18 protein-coding genes are annotated in these 16012 nt (G+C 60.2%); 8 read left to right on the top strand and 10 right to left on the bottom strand.

Annotated elements, in window-relative coordinates; genetic code table 11:
• Positions 1–53: 53 nt before the first annotated feature.
• The 4 genes from AAZQ98_RS08760 to AAZQ98_RS08745 are packed head-to-tail and all read right to left on the bottom strand — an operon-like array spanning position 54 to position 3991.
• A complete protein-coding gene (locus tag AAZQ98_RS08760) occupies positions 54–1685 on the bottom strand; it encodes an AMP-binding protein (protein ID WP_434691465.1) in 1632 nt (543 codons plus the stop codon).
• Positions 1686–1719: 34 nt separating this feature from the next.
• A complete protein-coding gene (locus AAZQ98_RS08755; RefSeq protein WP_434691462.1) occupies positions 1720–2610 on the bottom strand; it encodes an acyl-CoA thioesterase in 891 nt (296 codons plus the stop codon).
• Positions 2607–3089, bottom strand: a complete 483-nt coding sequence (locus AAZQ98_RS08750; protein ID WP_105658199.1) for a cupin domain-containing protein — start codon at positions 3087–3089, stop codon at positions 2607–2609. The genes AAZQ98_RS08755 and AAZQ98_RS08750 overlap by 4 nt, the downstream gene beginning before the upstream one ends.
• 41 nt (positions 3090–3130) lie before the next feature.
• Entirely contained in the window at positions 3131–3991 is an 861-nt protein-coding gene (locus AAZQ98_RS08745) for a fumarylacetoacetate hydrolase family protein (protein WP_434691459.1), read from the bottom strand.
• A gap of 145 nt (positions 3992–4136) precedes the next feature.
• Here AAZQ98_RS08745 and AAZQ98_RS08740 point away from each other — a divergent pair, with 145 nt between their 5' ends.
• Positions 4137–4556, top strand: coding sequence for a RidA family protein (locus AAZQ98_RS08740; RefSeq protein WP_105661857.1), 420 nt, complete (start codon positions 4137–4139; stop codon positions 4554–4556).
• A 73-nt stretch (positions 4557–4629) separates the two neighbouring features.
• Here AAZQ98_RS08740 and AAZQ98_RS08735 read toward each other — a convergent pair whose 3' ends face one another.
• On the bottom strand, positions 4630–5502 hold the full coding sequence (locus tag AAZQ98_RS08735) for a PaaX family transcriptional regulator (protein ID WP_434691455.1): 873 nt from the start codon (positions 5500–5502) through the stop codon (positions 4630–4632).
• Positions 5503–5576: 74 nt separating this feature from the next.
• Positions 5577–6137 (bottom strand): purine-nucleoside phosphorylase, encoded by a 561-nt coding sequence (locus tag AAZQ98_RS08730; protein WP_434691454.1) that lies wholly within the window; start codon positions 6135–6137, stop codon positions 5577–5579.
• Between the two features lie 121 nt (positions 6138–6258).
• Between AAZQ98_RS08730 and AAZQ98_RS08725 the strand changes: the two genes are divergently transcribed.
• From AAZQ98_RS08725 to AAZQ98_RS08715, 3 genes are all read left to right on the top strand, one after another.
• Complete coding sequence (locus tag AAZQ98_RS08725) at positions 6259–6750, top strand: S-ribosylhomocysteine lyase (RefSeq protein WP_105661860.1); 492 nt, start codon at positions 6259–6261, stop codon at positions 6748–6750.
• A 28-nt stretch (positions 6751–6778) separates the two neighbouring features.
• Entirely contained in the window at positions 6779–7273 is a 495-nt protein-coding gene (locus AAZQ98_RS08720; protein WP_146112930.1) for a hypothetical protein, read from the top strand.
• Between the two features lie 177 nt (positions 7274–7450).
• Positions 7451–8821 (top strand): M16 family metallopeptidase, encoded by a 1371-nt coding sequence (locus tag AAZQ98_RS08715; protein WP_332487865.1) that lies wholly within the window; start codon positions 7451–7453, stop codon positions 8819–8821.
• Positions 8822–8891: 70 nt separating this feature from the next.
• Here AAZQ98_RS08715 and AAZQ98_RS08710 read toward each other — a convergent pair whose 3' ends face one another.
• Together AAZQ98_RS08710 and AAZQ98_RS08705 are read right to left on the bottom strand one after the other, a co-directional pair.
• Positions 8892–9602: an alpha/beta fold hydrolase gene (locus AAZQ98_RS08710; RefSeq protein ID WP_434691451.1), complete on the bottom strand. Its 711-nt coding sequence runs from the start codon at positions 9600–9602 to the stop codon at positions 8892–8894.
• Positions 9603–9717: 115 nt separating this feature from the next.
• On the bottom strand, positions 9718–10128 hold the full coding sequence (locus AAZQ98_RS08705; RefSeq protein ID WP_434691448.1) for a hypothetical protein: 411 nt from the start codon (positions 10126–10128) through the stop codon (positions 9718–9720).
• A 195-nt stretch (positions 10129–10323) separates the two neighbouring features.
• Between AAZQ98_RS08705 and dapB the strand changes: the two genes are divergently transcribed.
• Entirely contained in the window at positions 10324–11082 is a 759-nt protein-coding gene (gene dapB, locus AAZQ98_RS08700; protein WP_105658191.1) for a 4-hydroxy-tetrahydrodipicolinate reductase, read from the top strand.
• Positions 11079–11531, top strand: coding sequence for a tetratricopeptide repeat protein (locus tag AAZQ98_RS08695; RefSeq protein ID WP_133832973.1), 453 nt, complete (start codon positions 11079–11081; stop codon positions 11529–11531). The genes dapB and AAZQ98_RS08695 overlap by 4 nt, the downstream gene beginning before the upstream one ends.
• A 57-nt stretch (positions 11532–11588) precedes the next feature.
• Here AAZQ98_RS08695 and AAZQ98_RS08690 read toward each other — a convergent pair whose 3' ends face one another.
• The gene (locus AAZQ98_RS08690; RefSeq protein WP_434691445.1) at positions 11589–12761 is read right to left on the bottom strand and encodes a heparan-alpha-glucosaminide N-acetyltransferase domain-containing protein; all 1173 of its coding nucleotides are present in this window, start codon (positions 12759–12761) and stop codon (positions 11589–11591) included.
• Between the two features lie 67 nt (positions 12762–12828).
• On the opposite strand from AAZQ98_RS08690, the gene dapA reads away from it, so the two are divergent.
• A complete protein-coding gene (dapA, locus tag AAZQ98_RS08685) occupies positions 12829–13740 on the top strand; it encodes a 4-hydroxy-tetrahydrodipicolinate synthase (RefSeq protein WP_105658188.1) in 912 nt (303 codons plus the stop codon).
• A 19-nt stretch (positions 13741–13759) separates the two neighbouring features.
• Positions 13760–15466 carry a ribonuclease J gene (locus AAZQ98_RS08680; protein ID WP_105658187.1) on the top strand — a complete coding sequence of 569 codons (1707 nt, stop codon included), beginning with the start codon at positions 13760–13762 and terminating at the stop codon, positions 15464–15466.
• A gap of 90 nt (positions 15467–15556) precedes the next feature.
• Here AAZQ98_RS08680 and AAZQ98_RS08675 read toward each other — a convergent pair whose 3' ends face one another.
• Positions 15557–15847, bottom strand: coding sequence for a hypothetical protein (locus AAZQ98_RS08675; protein ID WP_426735031.1), 291 nt, complete (start codon positions 15845–15847; stop codon positions 15557–15559).
• Between the last annotated feature and the right edge of the window lie 165 nt (positions 15848–16012).

Genomic DNA, 16012 nt, shown 5'->3' with positions numbered 1-16012 from the left:
TTCATCAGCCCCGGAGGGCGATTGGGCCGGGGCCCGAAAAATATCTGGGGAGTTTATGCGACCGGGGAGCCGTTGAAGGCCTCGCGCAGCTTGAAATGCTGCAGCTTGCCGCTGGGATTGCGAGGCAGCTCGGTGACAAAGCGGATTTCCCGCGGGTACTTGTACGGGGCAATCGTGGCTTTGACGAAGTCCTGCAATTCCTTGGCCTTCGCCTCATCGGCTTCGGCGCCTTCGACCAGAACCACGAACGCGCAGACGATTGATCCGCGGTTCGGATCCGGGCGGGCGACCACCGCGTTTTCCAGCACATCGGGATGCTGGTCCAGGGCTTGCTCGACTTCCGGGCCGCCGATGTTATATCCGGAAGAGACGATCATGTTGTCGCTGCGCGCCTGGTAGGTGAAGAAACCGTCCTCGTCCCGGGAGAAGATGTCCCCGGTGATGTTCCAGCCGCTTTCGACGTAATTGCGCTGCCTCGGGTCATCGAGATAGCGGCAGCCGGTCGGCCCGATAACCGCCAGGCGCCCCGGCTCGTTGGCCGCGGCTTCGTTGCCCTCGGTATCCAGCACCGTGGCGCGGAAACCGGGAATGGCCTTGCCTGTGGTTCCCGGCTTGATGTCCTTGCCGGCGGCGGAGACGAACACGTGCAGCATTTCGGTGGAACCGATGCCGTTGACCAGTTCCAGCCCGGTTGCCTCCCTGACCTGGTGCCAGGTGTCGGCAGGCAGGTGCTCGCCGGCGGAGACCGCCACGCGCAGGGGCCTGAGCAGGTCGGCCTTGCCGTTCTTCAAGATGGCCCGGTAGGCGGTGGGGGCGGTGAACAGGATGGTTGCCCCGGCCGCGTGGGACTGCTCGGCCAATTGAACCGGGGTGGCGCGTTCGGTCAGCAGCGAGCTGGCGCCGAAGCGGAAGGGGAAGACCACTAGCCCGCCCAGTCCGAAGGTGAAAGCCAGCGGCGGGGAACCGGCGAAGACATCGTCCTTGGTGGGTTCCAGGATGTAGCGGGCAAAAGTGTCCGCATTGGCCAGGATGTCCCGGTGGAAATGCATGGTGATCTTAGGGACGCCAGTGGTTCCCGAAGTCGGTCCCAGCAATGCCACATCATCTGCGGCTGTGGCCACCGCGGTGAATTCGCCGGATTTGCCTGCTGCCTGCTGGGCCAGATCGTCGCGGGACGTGCCGCCGTAGCTGATGACCGGATAGCCGCCGCCGCTGGCCTTGAGCGCGTCCTCGGCGAAGCGGTAGTCGGTGATTAGCGCCACCGGGCCGGTCAGCGTGGCCAGCTTGGAGATTTCCGCAGCGCGCAGGGCAGCCATCGTGGTGACCACAACACCGCCGGCCTTGATCACTCCGAGCCAGCAAGCTACCAGCCATGCGTTGTTCGGACCGCGCAGCATTACCCGGTTGCCCGGCACCAAGCCATAGTCCTCGACCAGCACCTGGGCTACCTGGTTGGCCCGCTTGAGCAGCTGCCCGTAGCTCAGGCTGGTGCCATCCGGGGCCAGCAGCGCCGTGCGCTGGGCGCCGAACTTCTCGACGGACTGGTCGATCAGCACTTCGGCGGCATTGAGCCGGTCCGGGTACTGCAGCTCGGGCAAGGTGAATTCCAGCGTCGGCCACAATTCGGGGGATGGAAGATGGTCGCGGGTAAAGCTATCGACATGTGCAGAAGGTGAAAGTTCCATAAGGCAACTCCGTTGGCAGGTTCGGTGGGAAGTCCTAGTTGGCGTTCCGCCCGGGGCGGATCATTCCTTCTTGGGCTACGGTGGCCAGCAGCTTGCCATCGCGGGCATAGAAGCGCCCGATGGCCAGTCCGCGGTTGTCCTGGCTCGAAATGGCTTCCTGAGCGTAAAGCACCCAGTCGTCCATGCGCCCCTCGCGATGGAACCACATGGAATGGTCCAAGCTGGCGGTCACCAGGCCCTCATCGCCCCAGCTCAGCCCGAGGCCGCGCATGATCGGCTCCAGGATGGTGTAATCGCAGACATAGGCCAAGGCCGCCTTCTGAATCACCGCATCATCGGGCAGCGGTGAGAAGGCCCGGATCCAGACCGCTTGGCTGCCGGACTTTTCGCGCTCGCCGGGAAGGTAGATGGCTTCGGGAACATGGCGCATGTCGAAGCTGCGGCCGCCGGCCCAGTACTTGGCGGCGTCGCCCTCCACGCCCTGCAGGGCCTCGGCGGCGCTGGCCAGGGACTGCGGATCCAGATCCAGCGAAGCGCCGGGGGCATCGAGCGCGAATTCGGCCCCGTCTTCCGGAACGTGGAAAGAGCCTAGCGCGCAGTAGACCGGCTTGCCGTTCTGGAAGGCGCGCACCTGGCGGGTGGAATAGCCGCGGCCATCGCGCAGGTGCTCCACCTCGTAGCGGACCGGCTGGTGCATATCCACTGGCCGCAGGAAGTAGGAGTGCATGGAGTGCAGGCTGCGGTCGGTGCCTACCGACTTCATCAGTGACAGGGCGCCCTGGGCAACCATGTCGCCGCCGTAGGCCTTGGGCCAAGGCACGTACTGCGGGGTGGCGGTGAAAGCCTGGTCGAAGACTTCGGCATCGCATTCGGCCAGGTTGATGGCGTCCAGGAAGACCTGGGCGGACAATGCTGTGGTGCTCATGCTCGACGGTATCCTTCCAAGGATTCGTCGGCGACATCGGGCAGGTTGACCACGATGTTCTCCGGGGTCCGGGCGGTGAGCCACACCAGTTCCTCGGTGACCGACATGTTGGCCTCTACATGGGGCATGAATGGAGGGACGAAGACCCAGTCACCGGCCTTCATATCGGCGTACTGCTCGTAGTTCTCGCCGAAGTAGATCCGGCCGTGGCCGCGCAGCACGTAGCCGCCGGTTTCCGCTTCGCCATGGTGATGGGGCAGGGAACGGTAGCCCGGGACATTGGAGACTTGGCCGAACCAGATCTTGGTCGCGGGGGTGTGCTGGATGCTGACTCCCGAGACGCGGATGCAGTCCCCGGACTGGGCGGTGTTGGTGTCCTCGGATCCTGCCCGGGTGACTACGGGGACAACCTGGCCATTTTCCGAGGCATAGATCGAATTGTCGCCTTCGGTGCGGTAGGTTATGGGTGCTTCGGTCATGGTGTGCTCCTTCAATTTCGGTAGAGGGATGTTGCTGATGGTCATTGGGACAGGGCCGGGCTGTTCACTCGGAGCCGGAACCTGTTGGAGAGGATGCCGATGCCAGGGATTTCGGTTTCGAGCCGGTCCCCGTCAGCGAGGAAGCGAGGCGGAACCATGCCCATTCCGACTCCGCCGGGGGTCCCGGTCAGCACGATGTCCCCGGCACGCAGCGTGGTGAATTCGGAAATGTAGCTGACCAGCCGCGCCGCGGAGAACACCAGCGTCGAGGTGTTGCCGCGTTGCACTTCCTCGCCGTTGATGCGGCAGATGACCTCCGCGCCGGCCACCGGGTCGATCTCATCTGCCGTGGCCAGCACGGGACCCAGGGGAGTGGTGCCGTCGAAGGCCTTGCCTTGGAACCACTGCAAGGTCCGGCGCTGCCAGTCGCGCATCGAGATGTCGTTGGCTACCGTGTACCCGGCAATTGCGGACTGGGCTTCCTCCAGGGATGCCGAGGATGCATCTGATCCGAGCACCACTGCCAGTTCGGCTTCCCAATCCACATTGGATGAGGAAGCACTGCATATCTCGGCATCGGGATCAGCCAGGGTATCGGCGTACTTGGCGAACAATGTGGGATATTCGGGCAGTTCCCTTCCCATTTCCAGGATGTGGTCGCTGTAGTTCAGCCCGCAGCAGATCACCTTGGCGGGCGCTGGCAGCGGATTAAGCTGCCGGGCCTGCTCCGCGGGGATAAGATCGCCTGCGGTACTGGATTCCAGGGCTTCGGAGGCGATTGCTTTCCAGTCCTGGTGCTTGAGGAACTCGCTGAGATCGCCAGCTGGCAGGGGCAGATATCCCTGATCGGTCTGGATTGCCGCCAGGCTCTTCCCGCCGGCGTGGATCGTTGCGAGTTTCATGTGTGGATTCCCTTTGTCAGTTGGGTGAAAAGCTATGTGTCGACTTTTTTACCGCCGTCACGTAAGCTCAATGTAGCACGCATCACAAAGATGGCGCTAGAGCCAATTGGGGCAAATTTCATGCACCCGGTACAAGGAGTAGGAAATGACTGAAACCAAGTTGCACCGCAACGAGACAATCAACCCCGCATCCATGGCGAAGCCCTCTGGCTATGCCCACGGAGTCAAGGCGGGGGATACGGTCTACCTCGGCGGGCAAACCGCTCTGGACAAGGATATGAAGATCGTGCCCGGCGGCATCGTGGAACAGTTCAAGCAGGCATTCTCCAACGTGCTGACCACCTTGGTTGAAGCCGGGGGCCGCCCCGAGGACCTGACCAGCGTGACCATTTACTTGACCGATGTGGATGATTACATGGCCCATGGCAGGGAAATCGGGCGCCTTTGGCGCGAGATGGCCGGTTCGGAATATCCTGCGATGGCAGGGATCGGGGTAAGCCGGCTTTGGCAGCAGGAAGCCTTGATTGAAATCCAGGGCGTGGCTGTCATCCAGGACCGCAACTAGTCCCTGGATGCGGAACAGGGCTGCGAAACCAATTGGTTTCGCAGCCCTGTTCCTATCGGTCGAGGCGCAAAGATCAGCGTTGCTCGCCGATCACCCGCTGCACATGGCGCGAAGCCAGTGGCGACAGCAGCGTATGCAGGTCCTTGAACAGCGCTTCAGCCTTCAACGCGTTCCAATCCTCCGGGAGCAGCTCGGCCGGCAGCCCGGGATCGGAATAGGGGAATCGGCGCCACTGGGTAAGCAGGACCAGATGGTCCGCGAAGCCCTGGGCATCGATCTCAGGGCTGTGCTGCGTGCCGGCGCGTTCCTTCCAGAATTCCAACCGTCCCTGGTTCTCCTTCAGGAATTCGGAGTACATAGCTTCCAGGGTCCCTAAATCCCACCAGGAATCCAGGTTCTCGCGCAGCTGCGCGCCGCCGATGTGCTCGGCCAGGAAGAACTCGAAGTACTTGTCCAGGCCGTGCCGGGCGAAGTAGGCCAAGGCAGGATCCTTGGCATGTTCCGGTGCAATCCAGAGCCCGGGGACCACCGAACCGAAACCCATGCGCACCAGGGAGGAACGGATCTTGTGCCGGATGTTGCGCTGGGTTTCGGGGACCGTGAAGGTTGCCAGCAGCCAGCGGTCTTCGGCCGTTGCGCGGCGTGGATGGAAAATCCGCTCGTCGCCTTCGGCAAAGGTGGTCAGCACCGATTCGGACAACGAGTATCCGTTGCGACCGCGGACTTGCACGCTTTCGATGATGCCGCGCTTCTTCAATCGGGAAATCGAGGAACGAGTGCCTGCAGGCTCGACTCCCACGTCCTGCATCAGGGATATGATTGCCGCCACCTGCAAGGCGCCGCCGTGCTGGCGGGCATGCATGCCGAAAAGCGAAACGATCAGCTGGTGGTGGCGGGGCATGGAGAGCTCTGCTGCACCGACGTGTGGTTTTGCCTGTGCTGTCATGGAACAATCTCCGTTCGCTGCTGGTGTTTCAATTCTAGAGCTAACCTTCGGTGGAAGGTCCCGGCGGCAGTCTGCTACCCCAGGTGCTTGTCGTAGAACTCGCGCAGCTGGACGCTCTTCTGCTTGGCGATATCATCCCATTCGTCGATCGACGCCGAATCATCCGCGTAATCGGAAGGGATCTTGAAGATCTGCAGCGGCACGTTGAAGCGTTGGCAGATGCTTGCGTAGGCGTAGCCTTCCATATCGACCAACGAAGCGCCCAAGGACTTGATGTGGATACGCTGTTCGTCATTCGAGACGAACACATCGCCGGTAGCCATGGTGACCTGGAAATCAGGAAGCAGGATTGGACCGGTAGGGTCCACATCTACCGAGGGCAGCGGGAAATCATGCTGGATCAGTTTGGTGATCTGGTAAATGGTGTCCAAGCTCGGACGGTCTTCACCGGCATGGCCAACAACGCCAGCGGTGCCAAGCACGACGACGTTTTCGATGTTGCCTTCAGCAAGCGCGCCAGCCAAGGCTACCGACGCATTGACCTTGCCAACACCGGAAATCAGGTGCTCGACATCTGCAAAGGCTACGGCTTCGTCTGCATGCGCAAAGACGAGCAAGGACTTCTGGTCCGACATGAACTTCCCCTCTAAAGAAATCAGTTCGGGGATTGCTGCCCCGAACGTCCTAAGAAGTCTATCGGTTACCTCCCGCGATATACTCTCGATTCGCCAGACGGTGAGCAGATAGACTTTGCCTATGAGTGATATTGAACTTGCTGAAGTTGAAAGCTTTGCACTGGACCACACCAAGGTCAAGGCGCCGTATGTGCGCAAGATCGGGGTTGAGCACGGTCCCAAGGGAGACGCCATCTCCAACTACGACATCCGATTAGTACAGCCAAACCACGGTGAGATTCCCACGGCAGGTTTGCACACCATCGAGCACACCATGGCTGGTCTGCTGCGTACCCGCATCGATGGCCTGATCGATTTCTCGCCATTTGGCTGCCGCACCGGCTTCCATATGATCTTGTGGGGCGAGCCAACCCCAGAGGTCGTCGCCGCCGCCATCAAGAGTTCGCTGGAAGATATCGCGGAGAAGGTTACCTGGGAAGATGTTCCAGGAACCGAAGCCGTAAGCTGTGGCAACTACCGCGACCATTCCCTGCACTCTGCTCGCGAGTGGGCCAAGGTCGTCTTGGAGCAGGGCATCAGCCTTGATGCGTTCGATCGTTCCAAGCTTGCCTGAGCAATAGCTTGAGATCTGGAAATCCCGTGTGTTCCGTTTGGAACGTGCGGGATTTTCTTGCTTTGTTGTCCCTTCGCCGAAAGGAAATGATGGCCGCCGATTCGCCAACTTGCAGGATCCCGTCGGTAGCATGGAGACTATGCGCAGAGTTCACTTCTTAGCTGCAGCACTGCGCGCCGTGGCATTAGCTATCAGCGGATGCGAGAATTTCGATGCGGCTAGGACATCTAATATCGGCGAGGAATGCCAGTCGGCAATTCAAAAGCAGAACGAAGCCTGGTCTGATCATGAAACGCCGCAAATTAAGATTAGCGAAGCAGAGAAAATGGCGCTCAATGCTTGCAAGAACCTCGATGAGTGGAGCACTGCCGTCTCCTATAATCCCGGATCAATGGGATATCCGGAATTGAGCACAGAAAATGCAGCGAACACTGTTTATCTAGCCTGCGCTTCAAGTGACCCAGGACGGCAGACCCCAGTGTGCGCTGACGCCGAGAAACGCGGATATCTCGACGCAACTTAGCCCACCAACCGAGCTAGTGAGTATTGCCGCAGTCGCGGTCCGATCGCGTAATTTCCCAGAATGTGATGGCTCCGTCACCACTGAGCTATTGCTTTCAAACCGCGGTTCTATGGGAGAATGAAAGACAGTGTACTTAGCTTGAAATGGCTATTCTCGACGACTTAAGGACGTATATTCGTGGCCATGATTCCATTGCCGTTGCATTCGGTGGAGACCACGCAGTTTTCTCCGATTGACCCGGCGGACCCGACGTTGGTCCACCGAGGCGAAGGCGGCTCTGAAGTCCGGCGCAGCATCCTGCCCGGTGGCGTACGAGTCCTGACAGAAGCGATGCCCGGACAGCGGTCCACCACAGTGGGCTTCTGGGTACCGGTCGGTTCCCGCGACGAGGAATCAGGGCACTTCGGCTCCACGCACTTCCTGGAGCACCTGCTGTTCAAGGGCACTGCCAAGCGCACTGCCTTGGAAATCGCCCAGTCCTTCGATGCCGTGGGCGGCGAATCAAACGCAGCCACCGCCAAGGAATCGACCTGCTATTACGCCCGCGTCCTGGACACGGAGCTGCCAATGGCCCTTGAGGTCATCGCCGACATGGTTACCTCTGCAGTTATCGACCCGCAGGAATTGGAACAGGAACGCGGGGTGATCATCGAAGAGCTGGCCATGGATGCAGATGACGCGATGGATGTCGCCCACGAGCGGTTCGTTGCCAATGTCTTGGGCGATCACCCATTGGGACGTCCCATTGGAGGAACTCCTGAAGAGATCATGGAGATCTCCCGCGAGGCAGTCATGGAGCACTATCGTGCGCACTACCGCCCAAGCGAGTTGATTGTTACTGCCGCCGGATCCCTGGAGCACGACAAGCTGTGCGAGCTGCTTCTCAAGGCGCTGACCGAAGCAGGCTGGGAACTGGACCCGATGGCTGTGCCAGAACCACGCCGCATGGGTGAACCAGCGCAGATCACTTCGAAGGCCGGGCTGGAAGTAATCAACCGTCCGGGCGAGCAAGCCAACATCATCATGGGATGCTCCGGCATCACCGGACATGATGACCGCCGTCAGGTTCTCGCAGTGCTGAACGCTGTTCTCGGCGGCGGCATGAGCTCAAGGTTGTTCCAGGAAATTCGCGAGAAGCGTGGACTGGTGTACTCGACCTACTCCTTCTCCGCCGCCTACACCGATGCCGGCTACTTTGGCATGTACGCGGGCTGCGCCCCGGCTAAGGCTGCTCAGGTTATCGGGCTGCTGGGGGCCGAGCTTGATCGGTTGGCCAAGGACGGCATCACCGAAACTGAATTGGCGCAGGCCAAGGGCCAGCTATCTGGTGGAACGGTGCTGGCTCTGGAGGATCCAGGAAGCCGCATGTCCCGTTTGGGCCGGGCAGAAATGATTACCGGAGAATTCCAGGACATCGACGAAGCACTGTCTCGCGTCAATGCCGTCACGGCCCAGGAAGTTCAGGATCTGGCCCAGGAACTGGCCTCCAAGGATCGAGTGATCACCGTGGTGGGACCGTTTGAAAGTGAAGCCGACTTGGGCCTCTAGAGCTGGGTGCCGTGCCCCTGGAATCGAATCCGAGGATTTCGGTTCCAGGAGCATAACCGTTTTCTCTTGGTCATGCCGCGGCATCTACTAGCGCTGCAAGCTCGGGCGCATGAGAGAAATTGAACCCATGCGCACCCTGATGCATGACGGTGAGCTTGGCTTGCGGTGTTCTTGCGACCAGGCGAAGACCGAACTCGGGTGGAGACAGCGGATCCCGGGTGCCGCACACGACATCAATCGGGCAGTGCACCGTACGGAGCAAATCAACGGTGGAGTAGTCCAGCATCTGGGCGCAGCTTTTGGCCCACCACGGGATGCCGCAGCGCAAGTAATCGACGAGCAATATTGCCTTCACCGAGTTCAACTCGTGCGGGAAATCTTCAAAGAGCCGGCGGGCCTGCCTGAACAGCGTCGCTTCACGGTCGTTGACCGCAGGAGCCGCAATGACCAGGTGCTTGACCAGATCCGGCCACGCGCGAGCTAGCTCAATGGAAACCTGCGCGCCCATGGAATGCCCGAGGACGATAGCGTTCTCAACCTTCAGCTCGCGCAACGCCAATGCTACTTCGTGCGCGAAACGCGGTACGGTCACCGGGCGGCCATCATCCAGATTCTTGCCGTGGCCTGGAAGCTCGGGAACGATCACTCGATACTTCTTAGCCAAGATGTTGGCCAGCGGAGTGAAATAGCGGCTGGATGCTCCGAGACCATGAATCAGCACCACGTCGGGGCCATGGCCCGCGACACGAACCGAAAGCCTGGTCCTGAGGGATTCGGGCAATTGCCCAAAATAATCGTGGCGCACGCCAGCCTTTCATCGTGCGAAAAGTGCGCACACACTATCGGTAGGGAAAATCGGCACGCTCACCTGAAATGGCGAGACAGGCAAATAGGAATTAACCGCCCGCCCCGGTCGAATGCTGGGTAATAGCGGAACGAAGGTCTTCCGGGAAGAGCTCCTTCACGCCTTCCTCGTACTTGGAACCGTCATCTGGACGGCGCAGTTCCTGCCCGTCAATGCGGAATGGGAAGGCATCTGCCTGGGCAGCGGTGTCCGCCGCGTCCTGGCTATCGGGTGCGCAAGTAGCCCAGCCGTAGGTAGTGGAGTCCTCGATACGGAAAACCTCAACCTGGCAAGTCGGCGAATCGATGACCGTTCCCTGTTCTTGGACGACATCAATAATAGTTGCTCGCTCGTCATCGGAGAGGGTAATCGGTTCATCGCCTGAACCGCAGGAAGTGATTGCAAAGGCCGCGACAAGCGTTGCGCCGATGCCGAAACCAAAGCGCTTAATTTTATGACCCATGGCCCTGCTTACTACTTGGAGACTCCTGACACATATTTTTCCCCTATTTGCTAGGCAAAACAAGTTGGGCTGGCCGTAGGGAGCAAGCAGAAGCAAATATCTGGGAACTCGCCTCAGGGTATTCGCTGCAAAACTCGCGTGGGATCACGTAATCGTTGGCAAGGCAGGTGCCTGCAGGGCGATAGGCTTAAGCCCATGAGTGCACAGATCAAGGTGGCCGTGCTCGGCGCGGCCGGACGAATGGGCTCGGAAGCGGTCAAGGCCGTAACTGAGGCTGCAGACATGGAATTGGTAGCAAGCTTGGGAAGAGGCGACGATTTGTCGCAGATCCTTGAAGCCGGAGCAACGCACATCGTTGACCTTTCTGTGCCGGCATCCACCGAGGCCAATGTGCATTTTGCCGTCGAGAACGGGCTTCATGCAGTGGTTGGCACCACTGGCTGGGATGATGATCGCCGCGCGAATTTGGAAGGGCTGCTGGGCAAGCATCCGCAGGCAGGTGTGCTGATTGCGCCCAACTTCGCCCTGGGCTCGGTGCTCGCCAGCGCTTTCGCGGCTACGGCCGCCAAGTACTTCGAATCCGTAGAGATCATTGAGTTGCACCATCCGAATAAGGTGGACGCGCCTAGCGGCACCGCGGTGCGTACCGCTGAACTGATCGCGAAGTCGCGTGAAGCCGCTGGAGTCCCCGCGAGCCCGGACGCTACCGAGACCCAGCTCGATGGCGCCCGTGGCGCAGTCGTCGATGGAATCAACGTTCATTCGGTACGCCTGCGCGGCCTCGTAGCCCACCAGGAAGTGCTCTTTGGCGGCCCGGGGGAGCAGTTCACCTTGCGCCATGATTCCTTCGACCGTGCCTCGTTCATGCCAGGCGTTCTCCTGGGCCTGCGTACTGTTGGCTCCCGCCCGGGCCTGACCTATGGCCTTGATGGCTTCCTGGAGCTGGGCCAGTGAAAACGAAACTTTGGGTAGGCGGCATTCTGCTGCTGTTCGCGCTGTACATTGGAATGACCTTCACCCAGGCGATCCGTCTGCTGAAAACCGGGGAACTGGTCGCGCAGGTCATGGGCATTGCAATCCTGGTTATTCCTGCACTGTGCGTCTGGATCCTCATTCGCGAGGTGCTCTTCGGGCTGCGCACTGAGAAAATGGGCAAGTCCTTGGCCGCCTCAGGTGAGCTGCCAGAGGATCTTCCCCGCATGCCGTCGGGACGTTTCCTCCGTTCGGCCGCCGACGCTGATTTCCCTATCCATCAGCAGGATGTGGAAGAGAACCCGGAATCATGGAAATCCTGGTACCGTCTGGCACTGGCGTATGAAGCCTGCGGTGACAAGCCGCGCGCCCGCAAATCCATGCGTACTGCGATCGAATTCTGGCGAGCAGACCAGAAGGTCAGCCAGTAATTGCATAAAACAGCATCATGATGATGGCCCGGACTCACGAGAGTCCGGGTCATCGCTCTAGAACTTGCCCTTCGTTTCGGGGGTGCTGTCGGCTCCGCTAAACACCCGGACGCCATATTCCAAAGGGCCAGAGGCCTTGCTGAAGCCAAGCCAAATTCCGAAGACGGCCGTCGTTGCACAGAGAACCCACCAAATGGCCATTGGGTCCAAGTGGTCTTTCAGCGCCGGCAGCAAGATGATGTGCCCTGCATACAGGGTCAGCGGGGCCCGGCCGGCGCCGGCCAGAATCCGGCCGAGCGCACCCAGCCGACCAATGATCAGCTGGAACAGGCCGATGATAGCGACAGCGCAGGCGGCGTTGTGCAGCGTTGAGAGCGAAGAATTGCTGTGACCGGTCGGCAGCCAGAGATAGGCTGGATTGTCCAGGAACGGATCCAGATTGGCGCCCGGCAAACGCCCGGTGGTGATCATTGTGGGAACGAGGGATAACTCCAGGCCCAGTTCACGGGCTATGAGCCCGGCATTTTGCATGCTCACCGAATGGCCCACCCATTGGGTTGCCGCCGCGATAATCGAACCGCCCAATGCAAGCAGGCTCGCAGTCCTCGTGCTGTGCAGGTTGCATCTTGCGATGGCTATTCCAAGAAGGCCGAAACCGAACCAGACCATCAATGGGTAGTATCCGGTGACCGTTAGATCCTTGAGGAGCAGTTGCGGGGTGAGAATGTCGCCGAAGCTCGGATTATGGCCCAGCGAGTCCGCAATCCAGTTGCTGGCCAGCGGTCGCCAAAGAACCGGCATAAGCAGCAGCCAAAGGGCCGAGACTACCCAAATGGTTATTCTCGACAGCTTCAGCGCCAGTGGAAGCAATAGAAACAGTAGCCCATAGTGGACAAGAATGACCGCGATGGCTTCATTTACTGACCCAATTGCCATTCCGAGCACGGCAATAATTAATGCTCTCAGCACAAGGACTGAGTAAACCTTAGGGTGGGAAAAGCCCTTTCGAGCCAAGGATTTCGAGAGCAGAACCAGGGATAAACCCGCGAGCACCATGAACAGGACAGATGCTCGGCCGGAGGCGAAAGTCCCGGTAAATGTTGGGGAGTAGGCGGGTGCGCCGCTGGTTTCATAGAGCGCGAAAACGTGCGCGGCGAACATCCCGAGGATGGCGGCAAGCCGTGCCGCGTCCACGCCCAGCAACCGCTGGGAACTACCCAAATCGTTCATGGAATCATCGCACCACGAATTGCGCGGGGGATGCCAATGCAACATGCGCGAGTGTAGATTTAATGCCATGGCTACAAGTGCAATTGATAATCAGGCATACCCGTTCGGTACCGTGCTGACCGCTATGGTCACGCCCTTCGATGAAGCGGGTGAAGTCGATTACGCGATGGCTGCCAAACTGGCAACGAAGCTGGTTGACGATGGCTGCGACGGACTGGTCGTCACCGGCACCACCGGCGAGACCTCGACCCTGACCGATGAAGAGAACATCGAGATGTTCCGTACCGTCGCCGAGGCGGTGGGGGACCGTGCCGCAGTGCTGGCCGGTTCCACTACCAACGACACCCGTCACTCCATCAAGCTCTCGCTGGCTGCCAAGGAAGCGGGCGTAGACGGTGTGCTGTTGACCACCCCCTACTACAACAAGCCAAGCCAGGCCGGCGTCATCGCCCACGTCGAGGCCATCGCCGAAGCCGTTGAGCTGCCCATCATGCTCTACGACATCCCGGGACGCACCGGCATCGCGCTGGCGCCCGAGACCATCATTGAGCTGTCCAGGATTCCTCAGGTCATTGCGCTGAAGGACGCCAAGGCGGATTACCAGTCCACCACCACCGTGCTGGCCACAACCGATCTGCACGTGTACTCCGGCGACGATGGGCTGACTTTGCCGCTGATGGCGGCAGGTGCTGTCGGCGTGGTTTCGGTCACCGCTCACGTTGCGGCCGCTAAGTACCGTACGCTTGTTAATGCAATGCATGCAGGAGATCTGGCGACTGCACGCACCACACACTTTGAGCTGGACGCGATCCAGCGCGGCATCATGGGCCACATTCAGGGCGCCGTGGCCGCAAAATATGGACTTCACTGGCAGGGTGTCCTGCCGAACACCGTCGTCCGACTGCCGCTGTTGGCACCGTCGGACGCAGAGCTCGATGCCATCCGCGCGGACCTACGTGAAGGTGGATGGGATCTGTAACGAAAGGGACTAACCACATATGACTGAGAGTTCAGTAGGCAAGGCTGACGCTGCGCGTATGCAGACTCCGGCGAAGCTGAAGAAGGGAACAATGCGAATTGTTCCCCTCGGCGGCTTGGGCGAGGTCGGCCGAAACATGACCGTTTTCGAACTCAACGGGAAACTGTTGATCATCGACTGCGGCGTGCTCTTCCCCGAGGAGCACCAGCCTGGCGTGGATCTGATCCTGCCAGACTTCTCCTACATCAAGGACCGCTTGGACGACGTGGTGGGCCTCGTGCTGACCCACGGCCACGAGGACCACATCGGTGCTGTTCCGTACCTGTTGCGCCTGCGCGAAGACATCCCTTTGTACGGGTCGAAGCTGACCCTGGCCTTCGTCGAAGCAAAGCTGGCAGAACACCGCATCAAGGCCAACACCAATATCGTGGTGGAGGGCGAGATCGCGCAGGTTGGCAACTTCGAATGCGAGTTCGTAGCTGTGAACCACTCGATCCCGGATGCCTTGGCAGTATTCCTGCGCACCGAAGCCGGTACCGTGCTGCACACCGGCGACTTCAAGATGGACCAGCTGCCACTTGACGGCCGCATCACCGACCTGCGCCACTTCGCGCGCCTGGGCGAGGAAGGCGTGGACTTGTTCCTGCCGGACTCCACCAACGCCGAAGTTCCGGGCTTCACCGTTGCCGAACGCGAAATCGGCCCGGTACTCGAGGCCAAGTTCGCGCGCGCCCGCCGCCGCATCATCGTCGCTTCGTTCTCCTCGCACGTCCACCGCGTGCAGCAGGTTCTGGACGCCGCAGCGGTGCACGGCCGCAAGGTGGCCTTCATCGGCCGCTCGATGGTGCGCAATATGGGCATCGCCGAACGCTTGGGCTACCTCGAAGTGCCACAGGGTGTCCTGGTCGACCTGAAGCAGATCGATTCGCTGCCAGACCACAAGGTCGTGCTGATGTCCACCGGTTCGCAGGGCGAGCCGATGGCTGCACTGTCCCGCATGGCCAACGGCGAGCACAAGGTCCAGATCAACCCGGGCGACACCGTCATCCTGGCCTCCAGCCTGATCCCGGGCAACGAGAACTCGGTCTTCCGCGTGATCAACGGCCTGATGCGCTTGGGCGCCGAGGTCATCCACAAGGGCATGGCCAAGGTCCACGTTTCCGGTCACGCATCGGCTGGCGAATTGCTCTACTGCTACAACATCCTGCGCCCGAAGAACGTGCTTCCGGTGCACGGCGAAACCCGCCACCTGATTGCCAACGGCCGCCTGGCCGCGCAGGCCGGTGTCCCGGAGGACAACGTGCTGCTGGCAGACGACGGCTCGGTCATCGACATGAAGGACGGCGTTGCAAAGCTCGTTGGCCAGGTCGAATGCGGCTACGTCTACGTTGACGGTTCCAAGGTCGGCACCATCACCGATGATGACCTGAAGGACCGCGTCACCCTGGGTGAAGAAGGCTTCATCTCGGTCATCACCGTGATCAACCGCCAGAACGGCACGATCATCTCCGGCCCGGACATCCACGCACGTGGTGTAGCCGAAGAGGACTCGGTCTTCAACGAGATCAAGCCGAAGATCGCAGCTGCGATTATGGAAGCGGTGGGCAACAACCCGAACCACTCCACGCACCAGCTGCAGCAGATCACGCGCCGCGTTATCGGCTCGTGGGTATCGCGCAAGCTGCGTCGCCGCCCAATGATCGTTCCTGTAGTGCTCGAAGCCTAGGCTTCCAAAAATATTGCCTCGAACCAATTAAGGTTCGAGGCAATATTTTTATGGGAAATCAAGCGCAAGGCATGCACCACAGCTCAAGCGTCAGCCAAAGAAGCCCAGGTATGCAGGACTTGGCGAGTCATCGAGCTCGATTGCCGGGGCGGGACTTTGCAGCAGGATTTGCCCTGTTTGCGCGTCTACTACGACGACCGAATCCCACTGGTCCATATCGATCTGCTCCAGCACCTCGCCGGTGCGGGCTTCCATGGACACTGAGCTGTCCCAATCACCGGATGGGGCGACGTCTTGCTGGCCAGCGAGTGCCGGTGATGAGAGTGCCAGGGCGCCAACGATTAAGGTTGCCGTCGCGATGCCAATTGTGCGTATGCGCAAGGTCTTCTCCCAATGCAGTAAAGATGATTTTCACTGACTCTACCGATGTTCCCGAAGGAAACCGGGAACCACCACGCAGCCTGAAACTGGCTATTTCCCGGACATCTGGTGCTGTCACAGCACTTTTAAGGCAGAATTGGGCTCAACGCCAGCTCAAGGAGACGG

The organism is Glutamicibacter sp. Je.9.36 (assembly GCF_051129975.1).
Lineage (GTDB): Bacteria > Actinomycetota > Actinomycetes > Actinomycetales > Micrococcaceae > Glutamicibacter.
The sequence above is the reverse complement of the archived record's forward strand: the minus strand, read 5'-3'. Positions and strand labels throughout refer to the sequence as shown.

Coding starts and splice junctions, on each gene's coding strand:
- AAZQ98_RS08760 (WP_434691465.1), bottom strand. CDS start 1,685: ATGGAACTTTCACCTTCTGCACATGTCGATAGCTTTACCCGCGACCAT.
- AAZQ98_RS08755 (WP_434691462.1), bottom strand. CDS start 2,610: ATGAGCACCACAGCATTGTCCGCCCAGGTCTTCCTGGACGCCATCAAC.
- AAZQ98_RS08750 (WP_105658199.1), bottom strand. CDS start 3,089: ATGACCGAAGCACCCATAACCTACCGCACCGAAGGCGACAATTCGATC.
- AAZQ98_RS08745 (WP_434691459.1), bottom strand. CDS start 3,991: ATGAAACTCGCAACGATCCACGCCGGCGGGAAGAGCCTGGCGGCAATC.
- AAZQ98_RS08740 (WP_105661857.1), top strand. CDS start 4,137: ATGACTGAAACCAAGTTGCACCGCAACGAGACAATCAACCCCGCATCC.
- AAZQ98_RS08735 (WP_434691455.1), bottom strand. CDS start 5,502: ATGACAGCACAGGCAAAACCACACGTCGGTGCAGCAGAGCTCTCCATG.
- AAZQ98_RS08730 (WP_434691454.1), bottom strand. CDS start 6,137: ATGTCGGACCAGAAGTCCTTGCTCGTCTTTGCGCATGCAGACGAAGCC.
- AAZQ98_RS08725 (WP_105661860.1), top strand. CDS start 6,259: ATGAGTGATATTGAACTTGCTGAAGTTGAAAGCTTTGCACTGGACCAC.
- AAZQ98_RS08705 (WP_434691448.1), bottom strand. CDS start 10,128: ATGGGTCATAAAATTAAGCGCTTTGGTTTCGGCATCGGCGCAACGCTT.
- dapB (WP_105658191.1), top strand. CDS start 10,324: ATGAGTGCACAGATCAAGGTGGCCGTGCTCGGCGCGGCCGGACGAATG.
- AAZQ98_RS08690 (WP_434691445.1), bottom strand. CDS start 12,761: ATGAACGATTTGGGTAGTTCCCAGCGGTTGCTGGGCGTGGACGCGGCA.
- dapA (WP_105658188.1), top strand. CDS start 12,829: ATGGCTACAAGTGCAATTGATAATCAGGCATACCCGTTCGGTACCGTG.
- AAZQ98_RS08680 (WP_105658187.1), top strand. CDS start 13,760: ATGACTGAGAGTTCAGTAGGCAAGGCTGACGCTGCGCGTATGCAGACT.